At 74.1% G+C, this 18,900-nt stretch carries 19 protein-coding genes and 1 pseudogene; 10 read left to right on the forward strand and 10 right to left on the reverse strand.

Annotation, left to right across the window (positions count from 1 at the left end):
- Positions 1–640: MFS transporter (locus AB0G02_RS12695; RefSeq protein ID WP_360793109.1), on the reverse strand; the 640-nt coding region annotated here is incomplete at its 3' end.
- A 53-nt stretch (positions 641–693) separates the two neighbouring features.
- Here AB0G02_RS12695 and AB0G02_RS12700 point away from each other — a divergent pair.
- Positions 694–1,563, forward strand: a complete 870-nt coding sequence (locus AB0G02_RS12700; protein ID WP_360793111.1) for a LysR substrate-binding domain-containing protein — start codon at positions 694–696, stop codon at positions 1,561–1,563.
- A gap of 585 nt (positions 1,564–2,148) precedes the next feature.
- On the opposite strand, the gene AB0G02_RS12705 is transcribed toward AB0G02_RS12700, so the two are convergent.
- Positions 2,149–3,633: a leucyl aminopeptidase family protein gene (locus AB0G02_RS12705; protein WP_360793113.1), complete on the reverse strand. Its 1,485-nt coding sequence runs from the start codon at positions 3,631–3,633 to the stop codon at positions 2,149–2,151.
- A gap of 226 nt (positions 3,634–3,859) precedes the next feature.
- Positions 3,860–4,027, reverse strand: coding sequence for a DUF3117 domain-containing protein (locus AB0G02_RS12710; protein ID WP_012783412.1), 168 nt, complete (start codon positions 4,025–4,027; stop codon positions 3,860–3,862).
- 262 nt (positions 4,028–4,289) lie between these two features.
- Here AB0G02_RS12710 and AB0G02_RS12715 point away from each other — a divergent pair, with 262 nt between their 5' ends.
- Together AB0G02_RS12715 and AB0G02_RS12720 are read left to right on the forward strand one after the other, a co-directional pair.
- On the forward strand, positions 4,290–5,069 hold the full coding sequence (locus AB0G02_RS12715; RefSeq protein WP_360793115.1) for a PaaX family transcriptional regulator C-terminal domain-containing protein: 780 nt from the start codon (positions 4,290–4,292) through the stop codon (positions 5,067–5,069).
- Between the two features lie 15 nt (positions 5,070–5,084).
- On the forward strand, positions 5,085–5,864 hold the full coding sequence (locus tag AB0G02_RS12720) for an enoyl-CoA hydratase-related protein (RefSeq protein WP_360793117.1): 780 nt from the start codon (positions 5,085–5,087) through the stop codon (positions 5,862–5,864).
- On the opposite strand, the gene AB0G02_RS12725 is transcribed toward AB0G02_RS12720, so the two are convergent.
- The 5 genes from AB0G02_RS12725 to AB0G02_RS12745 all read right to left on the reverse strand — a co-directional run bounded on the left by AB0G02_RS12725 (position 5,851) and on the right by AB0G02_RS12745 (position 8,926).
- Positions 5,851–6,435: a DNA-3-methyladenine glycosylase I gene (locus tag AB0G02_RS12725; RefSeq protein WP_360793119.1), complete on the reverse strand. Its 585-nt coding sequence runs from the start codon at positions 6,433–6,435 to the stop codon at positions 5,851–5,853. The two genes, AB0G02_RS12720 and AB0G02_RS12725, sit on opposite strands and share 14 nt — an antisense overlap.
- Positions 6,432–6,845 carry an SRPBCC family protein gene (locus tag AB0G02_RS12730; RefSeq protein WP_360793121.1) on the reverse strand — a complete coding sequence of 138 codons (414 nt, stop codon included), beginning with the start codon at positions 6,843–6,845 and terminating at the stop codon, positions 6,432–6,434. Before AB0G02_RS12730 ends, AB0G02_RS12725 begins: the two co-directional genes overlap by 4 nt.
- Before the next feature lie 644 nt (positions 6,846–7,489).
- The gene (locus AB0G02_RS12735) at positions 7,490–7,900 is read right to left on the reverse strand and encodes a DivIVA domain-containing protein (RefSeq protein ID WP_360793123.1); all 411 of its coding nucleotides are present in this window, start codon (positions 7,898–7,900) and stop codon (positions 7,490–7,492) included.
- Positions 7,901–7,928: 28 nt separating this feature from the next.
- Positions 7,929–8,606, reverse strand: coding sequence for a permease prefix domain 1-containing protein (locus AB0G02_RS12740; protein ID WP_360793125.1), 678 nt, complete (start codon positions 8,604–8,606; stop codon positions 7,929–7,931).
- Positions 8,588–8,926, reverse strand: coding sequence for a helix-turn-helix transcriptional regulator (locus AB0G02_RS12745; RefSeq protein ID WP_360793127.1), 339 nt, complete (start codon positions 8,924–8,926; stop codon positions 8,588–8,590). The genes AB0G02_RS12740 and AB0G02_RS12745 overlap by 19 nt, the downstream gene beginning before the upstream one ends.
- An 88-nt stretch (positions 8,927–9,014) precedes the next feature.
- Here AB0G02_RS12745 and AB0G02_RS12750 point away from each other — a divergent pair, with 88 nt between their 5' ends.
- The 4 genes and pseudogenes from AB0G02_RS12750 to AB0G02_RS12765 all read left to right on the forward strand — a co-directional run.
- On the forward strand, positions 9,015–10,181 hold the full coding sequence (locus tag AB0G02_RS12750; RefSeq protein ID WP_360793129.1) for a cytochrome ubiquinol oxidase subunit I: 1,167 nt from the start codon (positions 9,015–9,017) through the stop codon (positions 10,179–10,181).
- A 19-nt stretch (positions 10,182–10,200) separates the two neighbouring features.
- Positions 10,201–11,037, forward strand: coding sequence for a cytochrome d ubiquinol oxidase subunit II (locus tag AB0G02_RS12755; protein WP_360793131.1), 837 nt, complete (start codon positions 10,201–10,203; stop codon positions 11,035–11,037).
- A complete protein-coding gene (cydD, locus tag AB0G02_RS12760) occupies positions 11,024–12,571 on the forward strand; it encodes a thiol reductant ABC exporter subunit CydD (RefSeq protein WP_360793133.1) in 1,548 nt (515 codons plus the stop codon). Before AB0G02_RS12755 ends, cydD begins: the two co-directional genes overlap by 14 nt.
- Before the next feature lie 143 nt (positions 12,572–12,714).
- A pseudogene (locus tag AB0G02_RS12765) lies at positions 12,715–13,788 on the forward strand (ATP-binding cassette domain-containing protein); the annotation flags it as partial.
- 197 nt (positions 13,789–13,985) lie between these two features.
- Here AB0G02_RS12765 and AB0G02_RS12770 read toward each other — a convergent pair.
- Both AB0G02_RS12770 and folP read right to left on the reverse strand, forming a co-directional pair.
- On the reverse strand, positions 13,986–14,885 hold the full coding sequence (locus tag AB0G02_RS12770) for a glucosyl-3-phosphoglycerate synthase (RefSeq protein WP_360793135.1): 900 nt from the start codon (positions 14,883–14,885) through the stop codon (positions 13,986–13,988).
- Positions 14,885–15,745, reverse strand: a complete 861-nt coding sequence (folP, locus tag AB0G02_RS12775) for a dihydropteroate synthase (protein ID WP_360793137.1) — start codon at positions 15,743–15,745, stop codon at positions 14,885–14,887. The genes AB0G02_RS12770 and folP overlap by 1 nt, the downstream gene beginning before the upstream one ends.
- A 127-nt stretch (positions 15,746–15,872) precedes the next feature.
- Between folP and AB0G02_RS12780 the strand changes: the two genes are divergently transcribed.
- The 3 genes from AB0G02_RS12780 to AB0G02_RS12790 are packed head-to-tail and all read left to right on the forward strand — an operon-like array spanning position 15,873 to position 18,807.
- Complete coding sequence (locus AB0G02_RS12780; protein ID WP_360793139.1) at positions 15,873–17,363, forward strand: CocE/NonD family hydrolase; 1,491 nt, start codon at positions 15,873–15,875, stop codon at positions 17,361–17,363.
- 36 nt (positions 17,364–17,399) lie between these two features.
- Positions 17,400–17,771 carry a DUF3224 domain-containing protein gene (locus AB0G02_RS12785; RefSeq protein ID WP_360793141.1) on the forward strand — a complete coding sequence of 124 codons (372 nt, stop codon included), beginning with the start codon at positions 17,400–17,402 and terminating at the stop codon, positions 17,769–17,771.
- Positions 17,764–18,807: a crosslink repair DNA glycosylase YcaQ family protein gene (locus AB0G02_RS12790; RefSeq protein ID WP_360793143.1), complete on the forward strand. Its 1,044-nt coding sequence runs from the start codon at positions 17,764–17,766 to the stop codon at positions 18,805–18,807. The genes AB0G02_RS12785 and AB0G02_RS12790 overlap by 8 nt, the downstream gene beginning before the upstream one ends.
- Positions 18,808–18,900: the final 93 nt, after the last annotated feature.

Consider the following 18,900-nt stretch of genomic DNA (forward strand, 5'->3'; position numbering starts at 1 on the left):
GTCGCACGCGGCGGCGCTGGACTGGTTCACGCTGGAGGAGGCGAACCTCGGGCTGGCGCTGGACATCGCGCTCAACGGCGGGCAGCGGGAGCAGGAGGGCGGCGGTGATCGCGCAGGCCGCGCCAAACGCGCCGGCGAGGGCCAGGGCGGCGCGCCACGACGTGCCGTCGGTGGTGAGGCCGGTGATGAGGCGGCCGAGCATGCCGCCCGCGCTGTTGCCCGCGACGAGGGCTCCGATGGCCGCGCCGACGTGCGCCTTGCCCGCCTCCTGCGCGAGGAACGCCATGGCGGTCGCCGGGACGCCCGCGGTCGCGACGCCCTGGAGTGCTCGGGCGGCGAGGAGCGTCTCGTAGGTCGGGGCGAGCGGGAGGGCGAGGCCGAGGGCGGCGGCGGTGAGGACCGACCAGACGATGACGCGGCGGCGTCCGACGCGGTCGGCCAGGGCGGCCATCGGGATGATTGCCAGGGCCAGGGCCCCGGTGGCGGCGCTGATGGCGAGTGACGCCTCGGCCGGGGTGAGGCGGAACTCGTCCGCGATGTCGGGCAGCACCGACTGCGGGGCGTAGAGCAGGGCGAACGTGGCCAGGCCGGTGGCGGCGACCGAGGTGGTGAGGCGGCTCGGAGTCAGGCGGCTGGGCACGTCTTCGACGCTAATCCATGCGTCCAATTCGGCTTTCTGCCACGATCCATGCTGTGCTGGATGACTTGGTGCCGAGGCTGGCCGCGCTGCGGGCGTTGGCCGAGGACGAGCACGTGACGCACGCCGCCGAAGCCGCGGGCGTGCCGCAGCCGACCGTGAGCCGGTGGCTGGCCGCGCTGGGGACGTCGCTGGGTGCCCCGGTCGTGGTGCGCTCCGGGCGGCGGGTGCGGCTGACCAGGGCCGGTCGGATCCTGTGCGAGGCGGCGGACCGCGCCCTGACCGCCCTGGAGGCCGGCCAACGCGCCGCGGCGGAGGAGGTCTCACCCGAGCGCGGCCAGGTGGCGCTCGGCTTCCTGCACCTGCTGGGCCGTTCCGTCGTCCCGGCGCTGGTCAGCGGCTTCCGCGAGGCCCACCCGTCCGTGCGGTTCCGGCTGGTGCAGAACTCGCGCCAGGACATCCTGGAGGCCCTGTCCACCGGGGTCGTCGACCTGGCCCTGGTCGCGCCACCCCCGGCCGATCCGGCGTTCGCGCACGCCGTCGTGCGCGAGGAGGAGCTGGTCCTGATCGTGCCGCCGGGTCACCGCCTGGCCGGTCGCACGTCCGTGGGGGTCGCGGAGCTGGCGGGCGAGGAGTTCGTCGGCCTGGAGCGCGGGTACGGGTTGCGGCAGATCACCGACGACCTGTGCGCGGCGGCCGGCTTCGTGCCCGCGCTGGCGTTCGAGGGCCAGGAAACCGAAACCGTCCGGGGCCTGGTGGCGGCCGGTCTGGGCGTCGCCCTGCTGCCGCACGCCGAGTCGCCGTCGGGCCTGCCGGAAATCCCCCTCACCCCTCGCGCGGCCCGGCAGATCGCCCTGGTCTGGACCGCCGACATCCCACTCCCACCGGCCGTCCGCGCCTTCCGCGACCACGCCCTCACCCACTGACCCCGCACCCCAGCCCCAGCCCCAGCGCCGGCCTGAGGCCGCCCCCGCCTCGACCCGCGCCAACATCCGCGCCCCGCCCCCGCGTGGGTCCGCACGCGGATCGCGCCCGCGCCCTATCCGCGCCCGGGTCCGCGACCCGCCCTATCCGCGCCGGGTCCGCGTGGGTCCGCGTGGGTCCGCGCCCGCCTCCGCCCGCCTGGGCCCCCACCTGGGCCGCGCGGGGTTCGCGCCCGCACCCCCGCTCTATCCGCGCCCAGGTCCGCGTGGGTCCAGGTCCGCACCGCCGCCTGGGTCCGCCCCCCGGCCGGACCCGCGCAGGGGCCGCGCAGCGGGGCGAGGGTGGGCGCAGGCCGACCGGCATTCGCGCGGGGGCCGGGGCCGCGCTGGCGGGGGCGTGCTGACGGGGACGTGCAGGCGGGGTGTGCAGGCGGCCGGCATCGGCGCTGCTAGTGGCGGTGGCGATGGCGATGGCAAGGGGGTGGGGTGGGGGGCGTCGAGGGGGTCGATCGGGGTTGTTGGGGGGTTGCGGTTCCTCGATTCAAACGAGATTCGGTAACGGTGTTTCCGTACATGTTCGGCCGATGATCACCCGATCGTGTCTGGCGGCGTGTCCGACGAGGTGCGGGTGTAGGTCTCGGCCAGTTCGATCAGGGTGCGGGCGGCGAAGCCGGTGGCACCCGGCACGACCTCGTCGTAGACCTTGTCGGCCCTCGCCGGGCCGGCGATGTCCAGGTGGGCCCACGGGACCGCGCCGGTGAACTCCTTTAGGAACAGGGCCGCGGTGATGCCGCCCGGCCCCGGCGGGCACTGGCGGACGTCCGCGATGTCGCTCCGCACGTCCTCCGCGAGATCCGCCAGCAGCGGCATGCGCCACCACGCCTCACCGACCCTCGCGCCGGCTTCCGAGATGCGCCGGGCCAGGTCGTCGTCGGTGGCGAAGAGGCCACCGGTGCGCAGGCCCAGCGTGACCTTCATCGCCCCGGTGAGCGTGGCCACGTCGACCACCACGTCCGGCTTCAGGTTCCGCACGGCGTAGGCGAGGGCGTCCGCGAGGACCAGCCGGCCCTCCGCGTCGGTGTTCGTCACCTCGGTCGTCGTGCCCCCGTACTGGGTGATGACGTCACCCGGTCGGTAGGCCGAGCCCGACACGTGGTTCTCGGCGGCCGGCACGAGGCCCGTCACCCGGACGGGCAGGCTCTGCTTCGCGATGCCCACCAGGGCCGCGATGACCGCCGCACCGCCGGACATGTCCGTGCGCATCAGGTGCATGCCGTCGGCGGGCTTGATGGAGATGCCGCCGGTGTCGAAGGTGATCCCCTTGCCGACCAGGACGAGGTGCGGCTGACCCGCTCCGGTCCCGGGCCAGGTCAGCTCGATGAACCTCGGCGGACGGGACGAGCCGCCGCCCACCGCCAGCACGCCGCCGAACCGCTGCTCGGCCAGCCACGCCTCGTCGCGGACCTGGACGTCGAGGCCCGGCACGGCGCGGGCCGCCTTGACCGCCGCGGCGGCCAGCCACGCCGGATCCTTCACATTTGACGGGGTGTTCGCCAGGTCGCGACCGAACGACGTCGCCGCCGCGAGCGTGTTCGCCTTCCGCACGACGTCCGCCAGCCCGGCGCCGGACTGCCCCGCGTCACCGGTGACCAGGCGCAACGACTTCACCCGCTTCGGCGGCTCCTCGGCGGTCACCTTGAACCGGTAGCCGCCGACCGCCGCACCCAGCGTGAACGCCGCCACGGCCTCCGCCGCCACGTCCGCCGGCAGCCGCACGTCGAACGTCGTCGCACCGGTCCTCTCGACGTCCGCGTCCAACGCCCGCACCAGCGACGCCCCCGCCTTGCGCCAGTCGCCCGCCGTGCCGTCACCCGCACCGACGACCCACGTCCGGCCCTGCCGGGACGTCGCACCGGCCCTGCCGCTCACGTCGGCCGGGTCGTCGACCTGCTCCGCCCCTGGTCCCAGCCGCACCGGGTCGCCGGGGAACGCGACGAGCACCGCGGGCACACCTCGCCGGAGGGTGTCGGCCACCTCGACGGTGACCAGCGGGGTGGGCAGGGGTGCACGCACGGAGGACCTCCAGGTGGGGCCCGACCAGGCCCGCGGGTCGTGGGGTGAATGGGTCGTGCCACGCCGCGCGGACGGGCGAACCCGAGGGTCGAGCCGCAGGTGACGGGCTCGGCGCGGCGGGTCCGCGACCTGCGGTCGGCGGGTCAGCCGACGGCGTGGCGCGACGTAGCGATGCCCCGGTTCCACAGTGGAAACCGGGGCGTCGACGCTTTCTCGGTCCGGCTGGTCAGCCGGCGGCTGCCTTGAGGGCGTCGCCCAGGGCGTTGGCCTCGTCCGCCGACATCTCGACGACGAGGCGGCCACCACCCTCGAGCGGAACGCGCATCACGATGCCGCGCCCCTCCTTGGTCACCTCGAGGGGACCGTCGCCGGTCCGGGGCTTCATGGCCGCCATCGCGTGCTCCCTCCGTCAACATCTTCCCCGTCCGACCAGGGCCGGATACTCCGCCCATTCTCCCCTATGCGGACTCGGCAGCGAAACCGAACCGATCTTTCCGGCCCGCCGGCGTCCTGCCGGCGATCTTCGTGGAGCCGCAGATCAGGGCCAGGATCGCCGTGCCGCAACGACTTCCGGACCGGCCGTCGACCGTCACCTGGTCGTGACCCGTTCCGGCTCTGTGGCGTGTCGCGGGGTGGCCCTGACAGACTCGGACCTCGTGCGAGCCCGTTCCGCGCTCTTCGACGTCTACGGCGGCCACCTCCGCGAGCGGGGTGGTGCGGCGACGATCGCCGCGCTCGTCCGATTGCTGGAGCCGCTGGACTTCGCCGCGCCCGCCGTGCGCACGGCCGTGTCGCGCACGGTGCGACAGGGCTGGTTGGAGCCGGTGCGGCTGCCGGACGGCCCCGGTTACGCGATGACACCCCGCGCGGAACGACGGCTGGACGAGGCGGCGGCGCGCATCTACCGCACCCGGCCGTCCACGTGGGACGGTCGGTGGCACGTGGTGGTGCTGGAGGAGCTGCCCGCGCGTGAGGCGCGGGACCGGCTCGCCTCCTCGCTGCAACTGCTCGGCTACGGCGCGCTGGGCCCCGTGACGTGGATCGCACCACGTCCGTCGCCCGAGCTGGCCGACGAGCTGGCGGGTGAGGGTGTGCGGGCGAGCACGTTCCACGGCGAGCACGAGGGCGATCCGTCGGAGCTGGCGTCGCGGGCGTGGGACCTGGCGACGTTGGGCCGCGACTACGCCCGGTTCGTCGCCGAGTGGGAGCCCGTGATGTCCGCTGTGGACGGTACGTCGCCGGCGGCGGCGTTCGCGGCGTCGCAGCGGTTCCTGCACGCCTGGCGCAAGTTCCTGTTCCGCGACCCTGGCCTGCCGCGCGAGTTGCTGCCGGGCGACTGGCCGGGCGCGCACGCGGCCGGGTTCTTCGACCGGCACACCAACCGGCTGGCGCCCGCGGTGGCCAAGTTCGTCGACGACTGCCTCGCACACCACTGAACCGGAGGTCTTCCCGTGTCCGAACTCCTCATCGACGACGCTGACGGCGTTCGCGCCTTCACGCTCAACCGGCCCGAGTCGTTCAACTCGTTCACGGTGGCGTTGAAGGAGCGGTTCCTGGAGGCGGTGGTCGAGGCGGCCGGTGACGACGCCGTGCGCGCGGTCGTCATCACCGGCGCGGGGAAGGCGTTCTGCGCCGGTCAGGACCTGAAGGAGCACGTCGCGCTGCTGGAGTCGGGTGACCCGGCGCCCCTGCACACGGTCGAGCGGCACTACAACCCGCTGATCAAGGCCATCGTGGGCATGCCGAAGCCGGTGATCGCGGCGGTGAACGGCATGGCGGCGGGCGCGGGCGCGTCGCTGGCGTTCGCGAGCGACCTGCGGGTGGCCGGTGAGGGCGCGAAGTTCCTGATGGCGTTCGCGAACGTGGGGCTGACGGCGGACTCGGGCGCGTCGTGGACGTTGCCGCGCCTGATCGGGCACGGTCGGGCGATGGAGATGATGCTGCTCGCGCAGCCGGTGGACGCGCGGGAGGCGTTGCGGATCGGCATGGTGGGCCAGGTGGTGCCCGACGGCGAGGTGCTGTCGACGGCGCAGGCGCTGGCCCGGCAGCTGGCGGCCGGTCCGACCACCGCCTACGCCAAGATCAAGGAGGCGATGGCGTTCTCCGGGGAGCTGGCGGCGGCGCTGGACGTGGAGGCCCGCACGCAGGCGGAGGCCGGTGCGACGGCGGACCACCGGGAGGCGGTGGCCGCGTTCGTGGCCAAGCGGAAGCCGACGTTCACCGGCCGGTAGTCGCGGCCGTCCCGGTGGTGGGCGCCGCGGCGGCGCGGAAGCAGGCCGCGATGTGGTCGTCGACCATGCCCGTGGCCTGCATCAACGCGTAGCAGGTGGTGGGACCGAGGAACGCGAAGCCGCGGCGCTTGAGCTCCTTGGCCATCGCCTTCGACTCGGGTGTGACGGCGGGCACGTCAGCGATCGTCGCGGGGCGCACGTGGTGCTCGGGCGCGAACGACCACAGCAGGTCGTCCAGCGGCACGTCCAGCTCGGCGACGGCGCGGGCGTTGTTGATCGTGGCGTTGATCTTGGCCCGGTTGCGGACGATGCCCGCGTCGGCCATCAGCCGGTCGAAGTCGTCGGACCCGAACTCGGCCACGCGCCGGGGCTCGAAGCCCGCGAACGCGGCCCGGAAGTTCTCCCGCTTGCGCAGGATGGTGATCCAGGACAGGCCGGACTGGAACGACTCCAGGGCCATCCGTTCGAACATCGCCGTCTCGCCGTGCAGCTCGACGCCCCACTCGGTGTCGTGGTAGTCGGCGTAGTCGGGGGTGCTGTCGCCCCACGGGCAGCGGACGAGGTCGGTCATGCGGGGTACTCCCGGGCGAAGGTGGCGAACCGGCGCAGCGACCACTTGACGCCCGGCGCGAAGGCCAGGTTGAGCGGCAGCGCGATGTCCTCGGACCAGACGAGCTCGCTGCGCGCGTCACCGCGGGGGACGACGCGGAACTCGCCGGTGCCGCGCACGAGCCGGCCGGTGTGCGCGACGGCGCAGCGCACCGGCGGCTCCCAGGCGGTGATGCGCATGGTGTCGGTGAAGCCGAGGGGGCCGATGCCGGTGAACGCGGCCAGCCCGCTGCCCACGCTCGCCCCGTCGCCGCTGGTCACGCGGACGGTCGTGCCGAGCATCCACTCACCCTGACGCGCCCAGTCGGTGAGCGCGGCCCACGTCGTCGCAGCGGGCGCCTCGACCTGCACGCGCAGCTCCAGCCGGCTCATGCCGACTCCCCCGCTCGGGTGCCGGGTCGGGGTCCCGGTCGACGACCACGGTCCGGCGCGCGCTCGGGTGCGCGGTGGAGTGCCTCGTCAGGTGCGCGGTCGAGGGCGCGGTGGCGGTTCACGGTCGGGCTCGGGGCTGCGCTCATGGTCGGCGGCTCACGGTCGAAGGGGGCGGCGGTCGGGCTGACGTCGCGGTCGGCGGTGGTTGGCGGTGGGGGTTGGCGGGGCTCACGGTCGGTCGGGTCGTCCGGGTCGTCCGGCTTCCCGGGTCGGCCCGATCCTGGCACTCGGTCCTGCTCGGTCCTGCTCGGTCCCGCACAGTCCTGCTCGGTTCGGGCTTCGGTTCACCCGGTCCGGCGCTTCGGTTCAGGCTTCGGTTCGGTTCGGCGCTCCGGTCCGGCCCGGCTCGGGTCTGCTCGCGGCCCGGTCCGGAGTCGCCGTGCTGCTTCGCAGGGGTACCCGCCCAGGGGACCCCTGTTTTTGATCCTGCCAGAGTGCACCGACAGCCGCCGGACGTCGGGGTGAGACTGTGGACAACTCGCCGCGACCGCCGCCGGTCGGTGTGTGGCGGTGGCGGGCAGCGGTGGTGCGGTCGGCGGGGAGGTGGGCCGCGACTGGAGGCTCACCGGTGCTGTCCCCGCAGGTCAGGCCCGGTCGCGTTCGGGTTCCCGGTCGGACTCGCGGTCGGGGTCGCCGTCAGGCGAGCGGTCAGGCGAGCGGCCGGGGGTGAGGGCGGCCGGGGTGGCGTGGGGCGAGGGTTCGACGCCCAGCTCGGCCTCCAGCTCGGTGACCCGGGCGCGCAGCCGCTCGACCTCGCCGGCCAGCCGGTCGAGCGCCCAGTCGACCTCGGTCATCTTGTAGCCGCGCAGGACCTGCTGGAACTTCAGGTCGCGCACGTCGGCAGGGGTCACGTCGTCGGAGGGCAGGCGGGTCGGTGACGCGCCCGGCGGCAGCGGCGCCAGTTCCTCACCCCGCCCGAACACCAGCGCGGCGAGCAGGAAGACCACGGCCGCGACGAGCGCCATGATGACGATGTAGAAGAGCGCTGAGGTCACGTGACGATCGTGACACATGCTCGCCCGGTCACACCGACGAGAACACCAGACACCGCCGGGCCAGGACGGCGAGCCGCAGTGCGATGGCGAACGACAACACCGTCGCGGCGGCCACCGGCGGCGTCAGGAGCAGCCTCGACGCGTCCAGGTAGGCGGTGGCGGCGAGGATCGCCACGTTGCCCAGCACCGAGACGCCGACTGCGCCGGCGGCGACGACGCCCGCGAGCCGGGCCAGGGTCGTCGTGCTGACGGCGGTGCGGGCCAGTCGTCGCCCGATGAGCAGGGCGAGCACGGCGGCGCCCGCCACCAGCCACGCCGAGGTGTCGTTGAAGCGGGCGATGGTGAGGTACCAGTCGGGCGGCGGGGCGTCGAAGTCGGCCCACGCGCCGATCCAGAACTTCCGGTTCAGCTCCCACATCACGTACGCGAGCGGGAGGACGACCATGACCGACCGCAGGGTGCGGGCGCCGTAGGCGAGGCCGAGGACGCCCTGGTACTCGCGGGCGATGGTGCCGACCGGGCCGAACTCCGCGACGGCGCGTCGTTGGGCGGCTTCCTCGGTGAGCCCTCCCTCGCGGTGCGCGGCGGCGGCGTCGTGGAGGCTGTCCCTGGCCTCGGCGAGCAGGTCGCCCTTGACCGGCGCGGGGCCGCGCAGCCGGCGGTCCAGGGCGGTCACGTAGTCGTCGATCACGCCTGCGCCGGCCACGGCCCGCCTCCCAGGACACCCTCGATGGCGGTGGTGAACTCGCGCCACGCGGTGCGCTCGTCGGCCAGGGCCCGCTCGCCCGCCTTGGTGAGCCGGTAGGTGCGGCGCTGGCGCCCGGCGACGGTGCTCCACTCGCTCGCCACGAGTCCCGCGGTCTCCAGTCGGCGCAGGGCCGGGTAGACGGTTCCGGTGGGCAGGTCGAGGGCACCGCCGCTGCGCTGCTGCAACGCCTCGATGATGGCGTAGCCGTGCAGCCGGCCGCCGTCGAGCGTGGCCAGCAGCAGCGCGTCGAGGTGCCCGCGCAACGCGTCGGACTTCATGGTCGGTGACTCTACGGATCGGGACGGGGGTCGGGATCCGGGACATCCCCGATGTTGAGTTGTCTGCCTACATATAGCGTGTCTGCTCATGGATGCTCTCGGACTGGCTCGGCTCCAGTTCGCCACCACGACGTCGTTCCACTTCCTGTTCGTGCTGCTCACGCTCGGACTGGTGACGGCGGTGGCGGTGATGCAGACCCGGGCCACGCTGTCCGCCGACCCGGTGCACGCGCGCATGGCGCGCTTCTGGGGTCGGCTCTACGTGGTGAACTACGCGCTCGGCATCGCGACCGGCATCGTCATGGAGTTCCAGTTCGGGCTGAACTGGTCGGGCCTGTCGACGTTCGCCGGCGACGTGTTCGGCGCACCGCTGGCCATGGAGACGCTGGTGGCGTTCTTCCTGGAGTCGACGTTCCTCGGCCTGTGGATCTTCGGCTGGGACCGGTTGCCCGAGTGGGTGCACCTGGCGCTCATCTGGCTCGTCGCGCTGACCGCGTTCGCCTCCGCGTTCTGGGTCATGGTGGCGAACGCGTTCCTCCAGCACCCCGTCGGGCACGAGCTGCGCGACGGCGTGCTGCGGCTGGTCGACTTCTCCGCGCTGCTCGCGAACCCGACGTTCGGCCGGGCGCTGGTGCACGTGTGCTTCGCGTCGTTGACGGTCGGCGGGGTGTTCCTGACCGGCGTCAGCGCCTACCACTTCATCCGGCGCACGACCGAGGTCGACTTCTTCCGCCGGTCGCTGCGGCTGGGCGTGGTGATGACGGCGCTCGCCACGCCGGTGCTGGTCGGGTTCGGGTTCGGTCAGTTCCCGGTCGTGCGGCAGTACCAGCCGGACAAGTTCGACACGGTCGGCGCGGTCGACGGCACCGGCCTCGGGGTCATGATCCAGATCGGGCTCGTGCTGCTGGTGGTGAGCTGGGTGACCGTGCCGCTGCTGTTCCGCGACTGGGTGGTGCGGTTGCGGTTCCCGCTGTACCTGATGGTGGTCGGCATCCCGCTGCCGTTCGTGGCGGCGATCGGCGGGTGGCTGTTCCGCGAGGTCGGGCGGCAGCCGTGGCTCATCCAGGGCGTGCTGACCACGCAGGACGCGATGGCGCACGTCAGCCGCGACCAGGTGCTCGTGTCGTTCATCGCGTTCACGGCCGTGTTCGCGGTGCTGGCCGCCGCCGACTGGGTGCTGATCGCCCGGTTGGCGCGGCGCGGACCGGTGTCGTCCGACGAGGCGCCCGTGTCGCCGCTCGTTCCGGCTCTGTAGGGGGTGTGTGGTGGAAGGTGTGCAGGTAGCCCTGTTGACGTTCCTGACCTGCGGTTACTTCGCGCTGGCGGGGTTCGACTACGGGGTCGGGGTGTTGTTGCGGTTCATCGGGCGGGACGAGCGGTCGCGGCGGGTGGTGTTGCGGGCGGTGACGCCGTTCTTCCTCGGCAACGAGGTGTGGTTGGTCGCGGCGGTGGGCGTGTTGTTCGGCGCGTTCCCCCGGTTGGAGGGCGAGTTGTTCTCGTCCCAGCACACGGTGTTCGCGGCGCTGCTGGCCGGGTTGGTGTGCTTCACGGCGGCCGTGCAGCTGCGGTCGCCCGCGTGGGACTTCCCGCTGGTGGGCGGCGCGCTCGTGGTCGCGGTGGGCTGGGGCGTGCTGCTGGGGCGGGTGCTCGGCGGGCCGCCGGTGCTGTGGGGTGCGGGGCTGGTGGCGTTGTTCTCGTTGCACGGCGCGGTTTTCCTGACCTGGCGGTTGTCCGGTGACCTGCGTGAACGGGCGGTGCGGTGCGCGCGGTGGCTCCTGCTGCCCTGTGCGGCTTTCGTGGTGGCGGCGGTGCTCACGGCCGGTCCGGTGCCCGCGCCCGCGTTCGGGGTGACGGCGGTGGCGGCCCTGGGGTTGCTGGTCGGGGCCCGGGTGGCGTTGCGGGCGGGGCGGTGGCGGGCGGCTTTCGGTTGCAGCGCCGCGCTGTGCGCGTTGCCCGTGGTGGGGGTGTTCGGGGCGCGGTCGGTGGTGACGGCGTCGGTGATGGCCGACGTGGCGTCGTTGCGGGTGCTGACCTGGGCGGCGGTCGTGGTGGTGCCGCTGGTGCTGGTGTTCCAGTGGGCGACCTGGTGGATGTCCCGTGCGGCACGTTGACCGGCGGTACGTGGTCGTCCTGTCCGCGTTGGCGGTGGTGACGGCGGGGATGGTGCTGGCGCAGGCCGAGGTGCTGGCCGAGGTGCTGTCCGGCGGCGGGTCGGCGTGGTGGCTGGTGGCGGTCGTCGTGGCGCGCGGGGTCGTCGTGTGGGGCGGTCGGGTCGTCACGCAGCGGGCCGCGTCGTCGGTGAAGGCGTCGTTGCGCGGGCGGGTGCTGCGCGGGGCGTGCGGGTCGTCGGAGCGGGCGGGGTCGGTGGCGACGTTGGTGGTGAAGGGACTGGACGCGGTGGAGCCGTACTTCGCCGGGTACCTGCCGCAGCTCGTGGTGGCGGCGGTGGTGCCGGTGGCGGTGGTGGTGCGGCTGGCGTCGGCCGACCTCACGTCGGCGGTGGTGGTGCTGGTGACGTTGCCGCTGGTGCCGGTGTTCGCGGCGTTGGTGGGCCTGCACACCCGGGACCGGACGCGGGCCCAGTGGGAGGGGTTGTCCGTGGTGGGCGGGCACTTCCTGGACGTGGTGCGCGGGTTGGGCACGTTGAAGGTGTTCGGGCGGGCGGCGGCGCAGGCGGCGACCGTGCGGGCGATGGCGGGGGCGCACGCGGCGGCGACCATGCGGACGTTGCGGGTGGCGTTCCTGTCGGCGCTGGTGCTGGAGCTGGTGGCGACGCTGTCGGTGGCGCTGGTGGCCGTGCCCGTGGGGTTGCGGCTGCTGCACGGCGGGGTGACGGTGCAGGTGGCGTTGTTGGTGCTGCTGCTGGCGCCGGAGGCCTACCTGCCGCTGCGGGCGGCCGGAACGCAGTTCCACGCCTCCGCCGAGGGGCTGGCCGTGCTGGAGGCCGTGGAGGCGGCGAACCCGAGGGCTGCGGGCCCGGGAGCGGCGGGTACGGGAGCGGGGAACGGCGGAACCGTGACCGTGACCGGGGTGCGGGCCCCCGACCTGCGGCACGCCGAGATCGTGGTCGACCGGGTCGTGGTGCGGTACCCGGGGCGGGAGGCGTTGGGCGAGGTGTCGTTGCGGATCGCGCCGGGTGAGCGGGTCGGGGTGGTCGGTCCCAGCGGGGTCGGGAAGAGCACGTTGATCGCGGTCCTGATGGGGTTCGTGACGCCCGCGTCGGGGCGGGTGCTGGTCGGCGGGGTGGACCTGCGCGAGGTCGACGGGGAGTCGTGGTTGCGGCAGCTCGCGTGGGTGCCCCAACGGCCCACGCTGTTCCCCGGCACGGTGGTCGGGAACATCGCCCTCGGGTCGCCCGGCGGTGACGCGCGGGCCGCCGCGGCGGAGATGGGGTTGGCGCACCTGGCCGACGCCGACCACCCCCTGTCCTCCGGCGAACGGCAGCGCGTCGCGCTGGCGCGCGCCCTGGTGCGGGACGACGCGCGGATGCTGCTGCTCGACGAACCGACGTCCCGCCTGGACAACGGGACCGAGGAGGCGGTGTTGCGGGCCGCGCGGCGGCTCGCGTCCGGGCGGACGGCGCTGGTCGTGGCGCACCGCCCGGTGATGCTCGACGAGGTCGACCGGGTGGTGGCGTTCCGGTGAGGCGGCTGGTGCTCGCGGTGGCCGCCGGGGTCGCCGCCGAACTGGCCGGGATCGGCCTGACGACGACCGCCGTGTGGCTCATCACGCGCGCCGCCGAGCAGCCGCCGCTGTCGGCGTTGACGGTGGCGATCGTGGCGGTGCGGATGTTCGCCGTCGCACGCGGCGGTCTGCGGTACGCGGAGCGGTTGGCCGGTCACGACGCCGTGCTGCGGCACCTGGCCGAGCTGCGCGGCCGGGTCTACGACGCGCTGCTGCGCCGTTCCCCGACCGGCGGAACCCCCGGTCACGGCGGTGCACTCAGCCACGGCGACGCCCTCACCCGCCTGGTGTCCGATGTGGACGCGGTGCAGGACGCGCTGCTGCGCTGCCTGCTGCCGGCGGCGGTGACAGCGGTCGTGGGCGTGCTCGCGCTCGTCGCCACGGGGTTCGCGTGGCCGCTGGCGCTGGGGCTCCTGACGATCGGGGGCCTCCTGCCGTGGGCCGCCCACGCGCTCGCGGCCCGGCACCTGGAGGCCCTCGCGCCGTTGCGGTCGGAACTGACCGAACGCACGGTCGTGCTGCTGGACGGCGCGGCGGAGCTGACCGCGTTCGGCGCGCTGGACCGGGAGCTCGACGCGACCGGCCGGGTGGTCGACGCGCTGGCCGAGCGGGAGCGGCGGGGCGGCTCGGGCGCGGCGGTCCTGGCCGCGGTGGCGGTGGTCGTGCAGTTCGGGGTGGCGCTGGTGCTGCTGCGGACGGGTGCGCCCGCGCACGTCGTGCTGGGTTCGGTGGCGGTGCTGGAGGTGGCCGTGCCGTTGACGTCGGCGGCGCAGCGGTGGGCCGAGGTGCGGGGCTCGGTGAGCCGGGTGCGCGAGGCGCTGCGGGCCGCCGGGACGCCGGCGCCGGCGGTGGAGCTGCCGGTCGGTCGGATCGGGGTCGTGGGCGCGAGCGGCGCGGGGAAGAGCACGTTCCTGCGGGCGTTGGCCGCGGCGCACCCCGGTGTCGCCAAGGGCGTGCTGGACGACGCGCACGTCTTCCACTCCACCGCGGAGGCCAACGTCCGCCTCGCCCGGCCCGACGCGTCACGGGAGGAGCTGGACCGGGTGGCCGCGCTGGTGGACCTGGACGTGCCGTGGGACACCGTCGTCGGCGAGGACGGCGACGCCCTGTCCGGCGGCCAGCGCCAACGCCTGCTCCTGGCCCGCGCGCTGCTGGCCGACCCGGACGTGCTGCTGCTGGACGAACCGGTCGAGGGCCTGGCCGTCGACCACGGTGACGCGGTCCTGCGCCGCGTGCTCGACCACGCCCGGGGCACGGTCGTGCTGGTCACGCACCGCCTCGCGCCGCTGGTCGACTTCGACCTGGTGCTGGTGTTCGAGGACGGCCGGATCACCCGGCGGGGCACGCACGCCGAGCTGGTCGCGTCCCCCGGCGGCTACCGCGACCGCTGGAGCACCGAGCGCATGGCGGGCCGGTCCTCCGCGGGCACGTCCACCGGCGACGGCAGCCACTCGCCGTCGAACGGCACGAACTGCGTCAGCTCCGACGACGCCACGGGCACGCCGCAGCGGCGCAGCGCGGTGACCGTGATCTGAGCGGCCATCGGCCCGAGCTGGCGCAGGTCCCGGTTGCGGTGCTTGCGCACACCCAGGTTGACCTGCGCGATCCCGTCCAGCCCGTACCGGGTGTGGGCGTCGAGCAGCAACCCGATCTCCACCCCGTAGCCGGGCGCGAAGGGCACCGACTCCAGGAACTCGCGGGTGCCCGCGTACTCGCCGCCCAGCGGCTGCACGACCCCGGCCAGCTCCGGGCGCAGGGCGTTGAGCAGCGGTCGGGCCGCCAGCTCGGTGACCCGGCCGCCGCCGGTGCTCTCCAGCCGCAGCGGTCGCCGGTAGAAGCCCTTCACCAGGTGCACGTCACGGGTGAGCAGCGGGCCCAGCAGGGACGGCACGAACTCGGGGTCGGGGTCCACCAGGTCCGAGTCCAGGAACACGACCAGGTCGCCGGAGGTCGCCGCCAGCGACCGCCACAGCACCTCGCCCTTGCCGGGTCGGGGTGGCAGGTCGGGCAGCACGTCGGTCCGGTGCACCACCCGCGCGCCCGCCGCCGACGCCCGCGCCACCGTGGCGTCGGTGGAGCCGGAGTCCACCACCACCAGCTCGTCCACGAGCGTGCCCAGCAGCGGGCGGACGACGCCGACCACGTCCCCCACCGTCGCCTCCTCGTCCAACGCGGGCAGCACCACGCTGACCGTGCGGCCCGCCTTGCGCGCCACCAGCTCCGGGACCGTCCACTGAGGACTCTGCCAGGTGTGGGACGCGAACCAGTCCGACATCAGGCCAACGCCCTGAGCACCCGCGCCGGCGGTCGGGTGCCCGCGATGCTCGCGACCATCTCCACCACCCGCCGGGTCTGCCGCACCTGGTGCGCGCGGAACACGCGCGCGCCCGTCCACGCCGCCACCGACGTCGCGGCCAGCGTGCCGTCCACCCGGTCCTCCACCGGCACGTCCAGGGTCTCGCCCACGAAGTCCTTGTTCGACAGCGCCATCAGCACCGGCCACCCGGTCGCCACCAGCTCGTCCAACCGCCGCAGCAGCTCCAGGCCGTGCCAGGTGTTCTTGCCGAAGTCGTGGGTCGGGTCGATCAGCACGCCCGCCGCGGGCACGCCCAGCGCCACCACGCGCTCGGCCCGCTCCACCAGCTCCGCCACCACGGACGCCACCACGTCGGCGTACCGGACGCGGTGCGGGTCGGTGCGCGGCCCGAGGCCACCGGTGTGGGAGCAGACGATGCCCACGCCGAACTCCGCCGCCACCTCGGCCAGCACCGGGTCGGCGCCCGCCCACGTGTCGTTGATCAGGTCCGCGCCCACCTCGCACACCGCGCGGCCCACCTCGTGCCGCCACGTGTCGACGCTGATCACCAGGTCCGGGTGCCGCTCGCGGACCGCCGCGACGAACGGCACGACCCGCCGGGCCTCCTCGGCGGCGTCCACCACCTCGCCCTTGGAGCCCGCCTTCACCCCGCCGATGTCGACGATGTCCGCGCCGTCCGCGACCGCCCGGTCCACCGCGGCCATGGCGGCGTCGTCGGAGAACGTCGCGCCGCGGTCGTAGAAGGAGTCGCGCGTCCGGTTGACGATCGCCATCACCAGCGCGCGATCCCCGGCGACCTGTCGTGATCCGAACCGCATGACCGCATCGTGCCACGTCCCCCGCCTGGGTGAGCTGCGTCACAGACCTCTGCTACTCGCGAGTAGACATCCGCTTTACTCACCGGTAACACCCTGCGTGATCCCGGTCACGGTCAAGGAGGACCTCGTGCGCCGATCACTCCCCCTGCTGCTCGCCGCCCTGGTGGCGCTCGTCCTGGCGCCGCCCGCCCAGGCCGCGCCCGGCTTCGCGGTGGCCTACGAGACCATCCCCGGCCAGGGCGGCACGCCGCTCAAGGCCTTCGTCGTCACGCCCACCGGGCAGGGCGACGGGCCGTTCCCGCTGCTCGTGCTGCCGTCGAGCTGGGGCGTGAACGACATCGAGTACGTCGGCGCGGCGGCCAAGCTCGCCTACCAGTCCGGCTACTCGGTGATCAGCTACACCTCCCGCGGGTTCTACGACTCGGCCGGCGAGATCGACGTGGCCGGCCCGGACACCGTCGCGGACGTCAGCCGCGTGATCGACTGGGGCCTCGCGCACGCGAACGGCGACCCGGCGCGCATCGGCGTCGGCGGCATCTCCTACGGCGCGGGCCAGTCCCTGCTCGCCGCCGCGGCCGACCCGCGCATCAAGGCCGTGACGGCGCTGAGCACGTGGACCGACCTGGCCCGCTCGCTCTACCCGAACGAGACGGTCAACGCGCAGGCCGTGGAGCTGCTGCTGGCCGCGGGCCACCTCACCGGCCGGCCCGGATCCGTGCTGCGCGACGCCGAGGCCGCCTACCGGGACGACCGGTTCGCGGACGTGCTGCCGATCTCGCCGCCCCGCTCGCCGGCCACGCACGTGTCGTCGATCAAGGCGGCCGTGATGATCGGCAACGCTTGGAACGACGGCCTGTTCGCGCCGAGCCAGATCACCGACTTCTTCACCGCCCTGAGCGGCCCGAAGCGGCTCATGCTCTCGCCCGGCGACCACGCCACCGCCGAGCTGTTCGGCGCGGCCGGGCTGCCCAACGACATCTGGGCGTCCGTCGGCCGCTGGTTCGACCACCACCTCAAGGGCGTGGACAACGGCATCGACCGCGAGAACCCGGTGCAGGTCAAGCCGAACAACGGCGGCGGCTGGCGGTCGTTCCCGTCGTGGGCGGCGGCCACCACCCGGACCGATCGGGTGCCGCTGGCCGCGGACCGCATCGGCACCGGGTGGCCGACCATCGCGGAGAGCGGCACGGTCCTGGTGTCCGGCGCGTTGCAGGGCTTCCTGAACATCCCGGTGGGCGTCTCGACGCCGCTGATCGACCGGAACGCGGCGGCCGTCTGGCGCGGCGCCGTGCAGTGGAGCGCCACCACGGTCAGCGGCACGCCCCGCGCGCACCTCACCGTGACGACGACCGCCGCGAAGACCACCCTTTACGCCTACCTGTACGAGGTGAACGGGCTGGGCCTGGGCGCGCTGGTCACGCACAAGCCCGTCACGATCACCGGGACCGGCGCCAGGACCGTCGACCTGGCCCTGGAGCCCGTCGTGTGGGACGTGGCCGCCGGCAACCGGCTCGTGCTGGTGGTGGACACCGTGGACGCCCGCTACAAGGGCTCCAGCACGCTCGGCTCGTCGGTCGCGTTCGGCGCGGACTCGTGGCTGGAGGTGCCGCGCAGCTGACAGCAGCTGACAGGATTCCCTGTCAGGATGCCCCGCATGGAATCCAAGTCGACGTTCAAGATCACCAGCTGGGACCAGACCGTCTACGACGAGGCCGAGCCGCAGCTGGGCCGGGCGGTCGTGGGCAAGGTCTACAGCGGGGTCGTGGAGGGGACGAGCACCGCCGAGCTGACGATGTGCCAACCGTCGGACGGCTCGGCGGGCTACGTGGGCACCGAGCGGTTCGTCGGCGCGGTCGACGGCCGGTCCGGGACGTTCGTGATCCAGCACGGCGCGATCATGTCCGCGGCCGGCGAGCAGTTCTGGGGCCACATCGTGCCGGGGTCGGGCACCGGCGAGCTGGCCGGGATCTCCGGCACGGCCCGGCTGGAGCACGAGCTGATCACCCTGGACTACGACCTTGGCTGACCGGGAACGGGTGATCGCCTACCGGGTCGCCGCGCACCAGTTCGACCGCGGCACGGCCGACGCGTCCGACCTGCGCGTGCTCGACCTCGGGCTGCAGGACTCGGAGCGGTCGGCGGTGCCCGCGCTGGCCGCCCGCCTGGACCGGGTGCCCGACCTCGACGCGTTCACCCTCACGTGGAGCGTCCGGGGTGCGCCGCACTGGCACCGCACCGACGAGGTGCCCGCGCTGGCGGCCCGGCTGTGGCCGTTGAGCGACGCCGACGCGGTGGCCCGGATGAACCGGCCGCCCGTCGAGGACGGGCTCGCGGCGCTGCACGAGGTCGCGTCGGCGTTGCGCGAGGTGGTGACGGAGCCGATGACGAAGGGCGAGGCGTCGTCCCGGCTCACGTCGCGGGTGCGGCCCGAGCTGACCGGCTGGTGCCGCGGCTGCGACGCCACGCACGTGCTCGACCCGATCTTCCGCCTCGCCGTGCTGCCGGCCGGGCTGCGGTTCGACCCGGCCGAGCGGACGGTGACGTTCGTGCCCCTGGAGGACCGGCGGGACGTCCCGGACGCCTCCCGCGGCTTCGACGCCCTGATCACCGACTACCTGCGGCTGCACGGCCCCGCCGGGCCGTCGGAGGTGGCGCACTACTTCGGCGCCCCGGTGCGCGAGGTGAAGGACGTGTGGCCGGACGACCTGGTCCCCGTGTCCAAGCGGGCGTGGCTGCCCGCCGACCGGGTCGAGGCGTTCGAGAACCCGCCGGACCCCGAGGTGGTCCGCCTGCTGCCGCCGCTGGACCCCTACCTGAACGCCCGCGACCGCGACCTGCTCGTGCCGGACAAGGAGCACCAGAAGCAGGTGTGGCGCATCCTCGGCCGGCGCGGCGCGCTGCTCGTGGACGGCGACGTCCTGGGCACGTGGCAGGCCAAGGCGACCGGGTCGCGGCTGGACGTGAAGGTGTCCCCCTTCGTGCCGCTGGACGTGGACATGTTCGCGGAGGAAGCCACCCGCCTCGCGGTCGCCCGGGGCCTCGACGAGGCCCGCGTCGGCTGACCTCCGGCACGTCCGCCGCCACCGACCGCCACGCGAGGTCGCGTCGGTCGTTCGCGGCTCATCTCCCGACGATCACGCTTTCCGATCGTCGGG

The sequence above is a fragment of the Actinosynnema sp. NPDC023658 genome, from assembly GCF_040639995.1.
Classification (GTDB): domain Bacteria; phylum Actinomycetota; class Actinomycetes; order Mycobacteriales; family Pseudonocardiaceae; genus Actinosynnema.

What these genes read in the sequence shown, in the direction of transcription:
- AB0G02_RS12710 (WP_012783412.1), bottom strand. Translation starts at nt 4,027, where the DNA reads ATGGCGGCCATGAAGCCCCGGACCGGCGACGGTCCCCTCGAGGTGACC.
- AB0G02_RS12725 (WP_360793119.1), bottom strand. Translation starts at nt 6,435, where the DNA reads ATGACCGACCTCGTCCGCTGCCCGTGGGGCGACAGCACCCCCGACTAC.
- AB0G02_RS12730 (WP_360793121.1), bottom strand. Translation starts at nt 6,845, where the DNA reads ATGAGCCGGCTGGAGCTGCGCGTGCAGGTCGAGGCGCCCGCTGCGACG.
- AB0G02_RS12745 (WP_360793127.1), bottom strand. Translation starts at nt 8,926, where the DNA reads ATGAAGTCCGACGCGTTGCGCGGGCACCTCGACGCGCTGCTGCTGGCC.
- AB0G02_RS12750 (WP_360793129.1), top strand. Translation starts at nt 9,015, where the DNA reads ATGGATGCTCTCGGACTGGCTCGGCTCCAGTTCGCCACCACGACGTCG.
- AB0G02_RS12770 (WP_360793135.1), bottom strand. Translation starts at nt 14,885, where the DNA reads ATGTCGGACTGGTTCGCGTCCCACACCTGGCAGAGTCCTCAGTGGACG.
- folP (WP_360793137.1), bottom strand. Translation starts at nt 15,745, where the DNA reads ATGCGGTTCGGATCACGACAGGTCGCCGGGGATCGCGCGCTGGTGATG.
- AB0G02_RS12785 (WP_360793141.1), top strand. Translation starts at nt 17,400, where the DNA reads ATGGAATCCAAGTCGACGTTCAAGATCACCAGCTGGGACCAGACCGTC.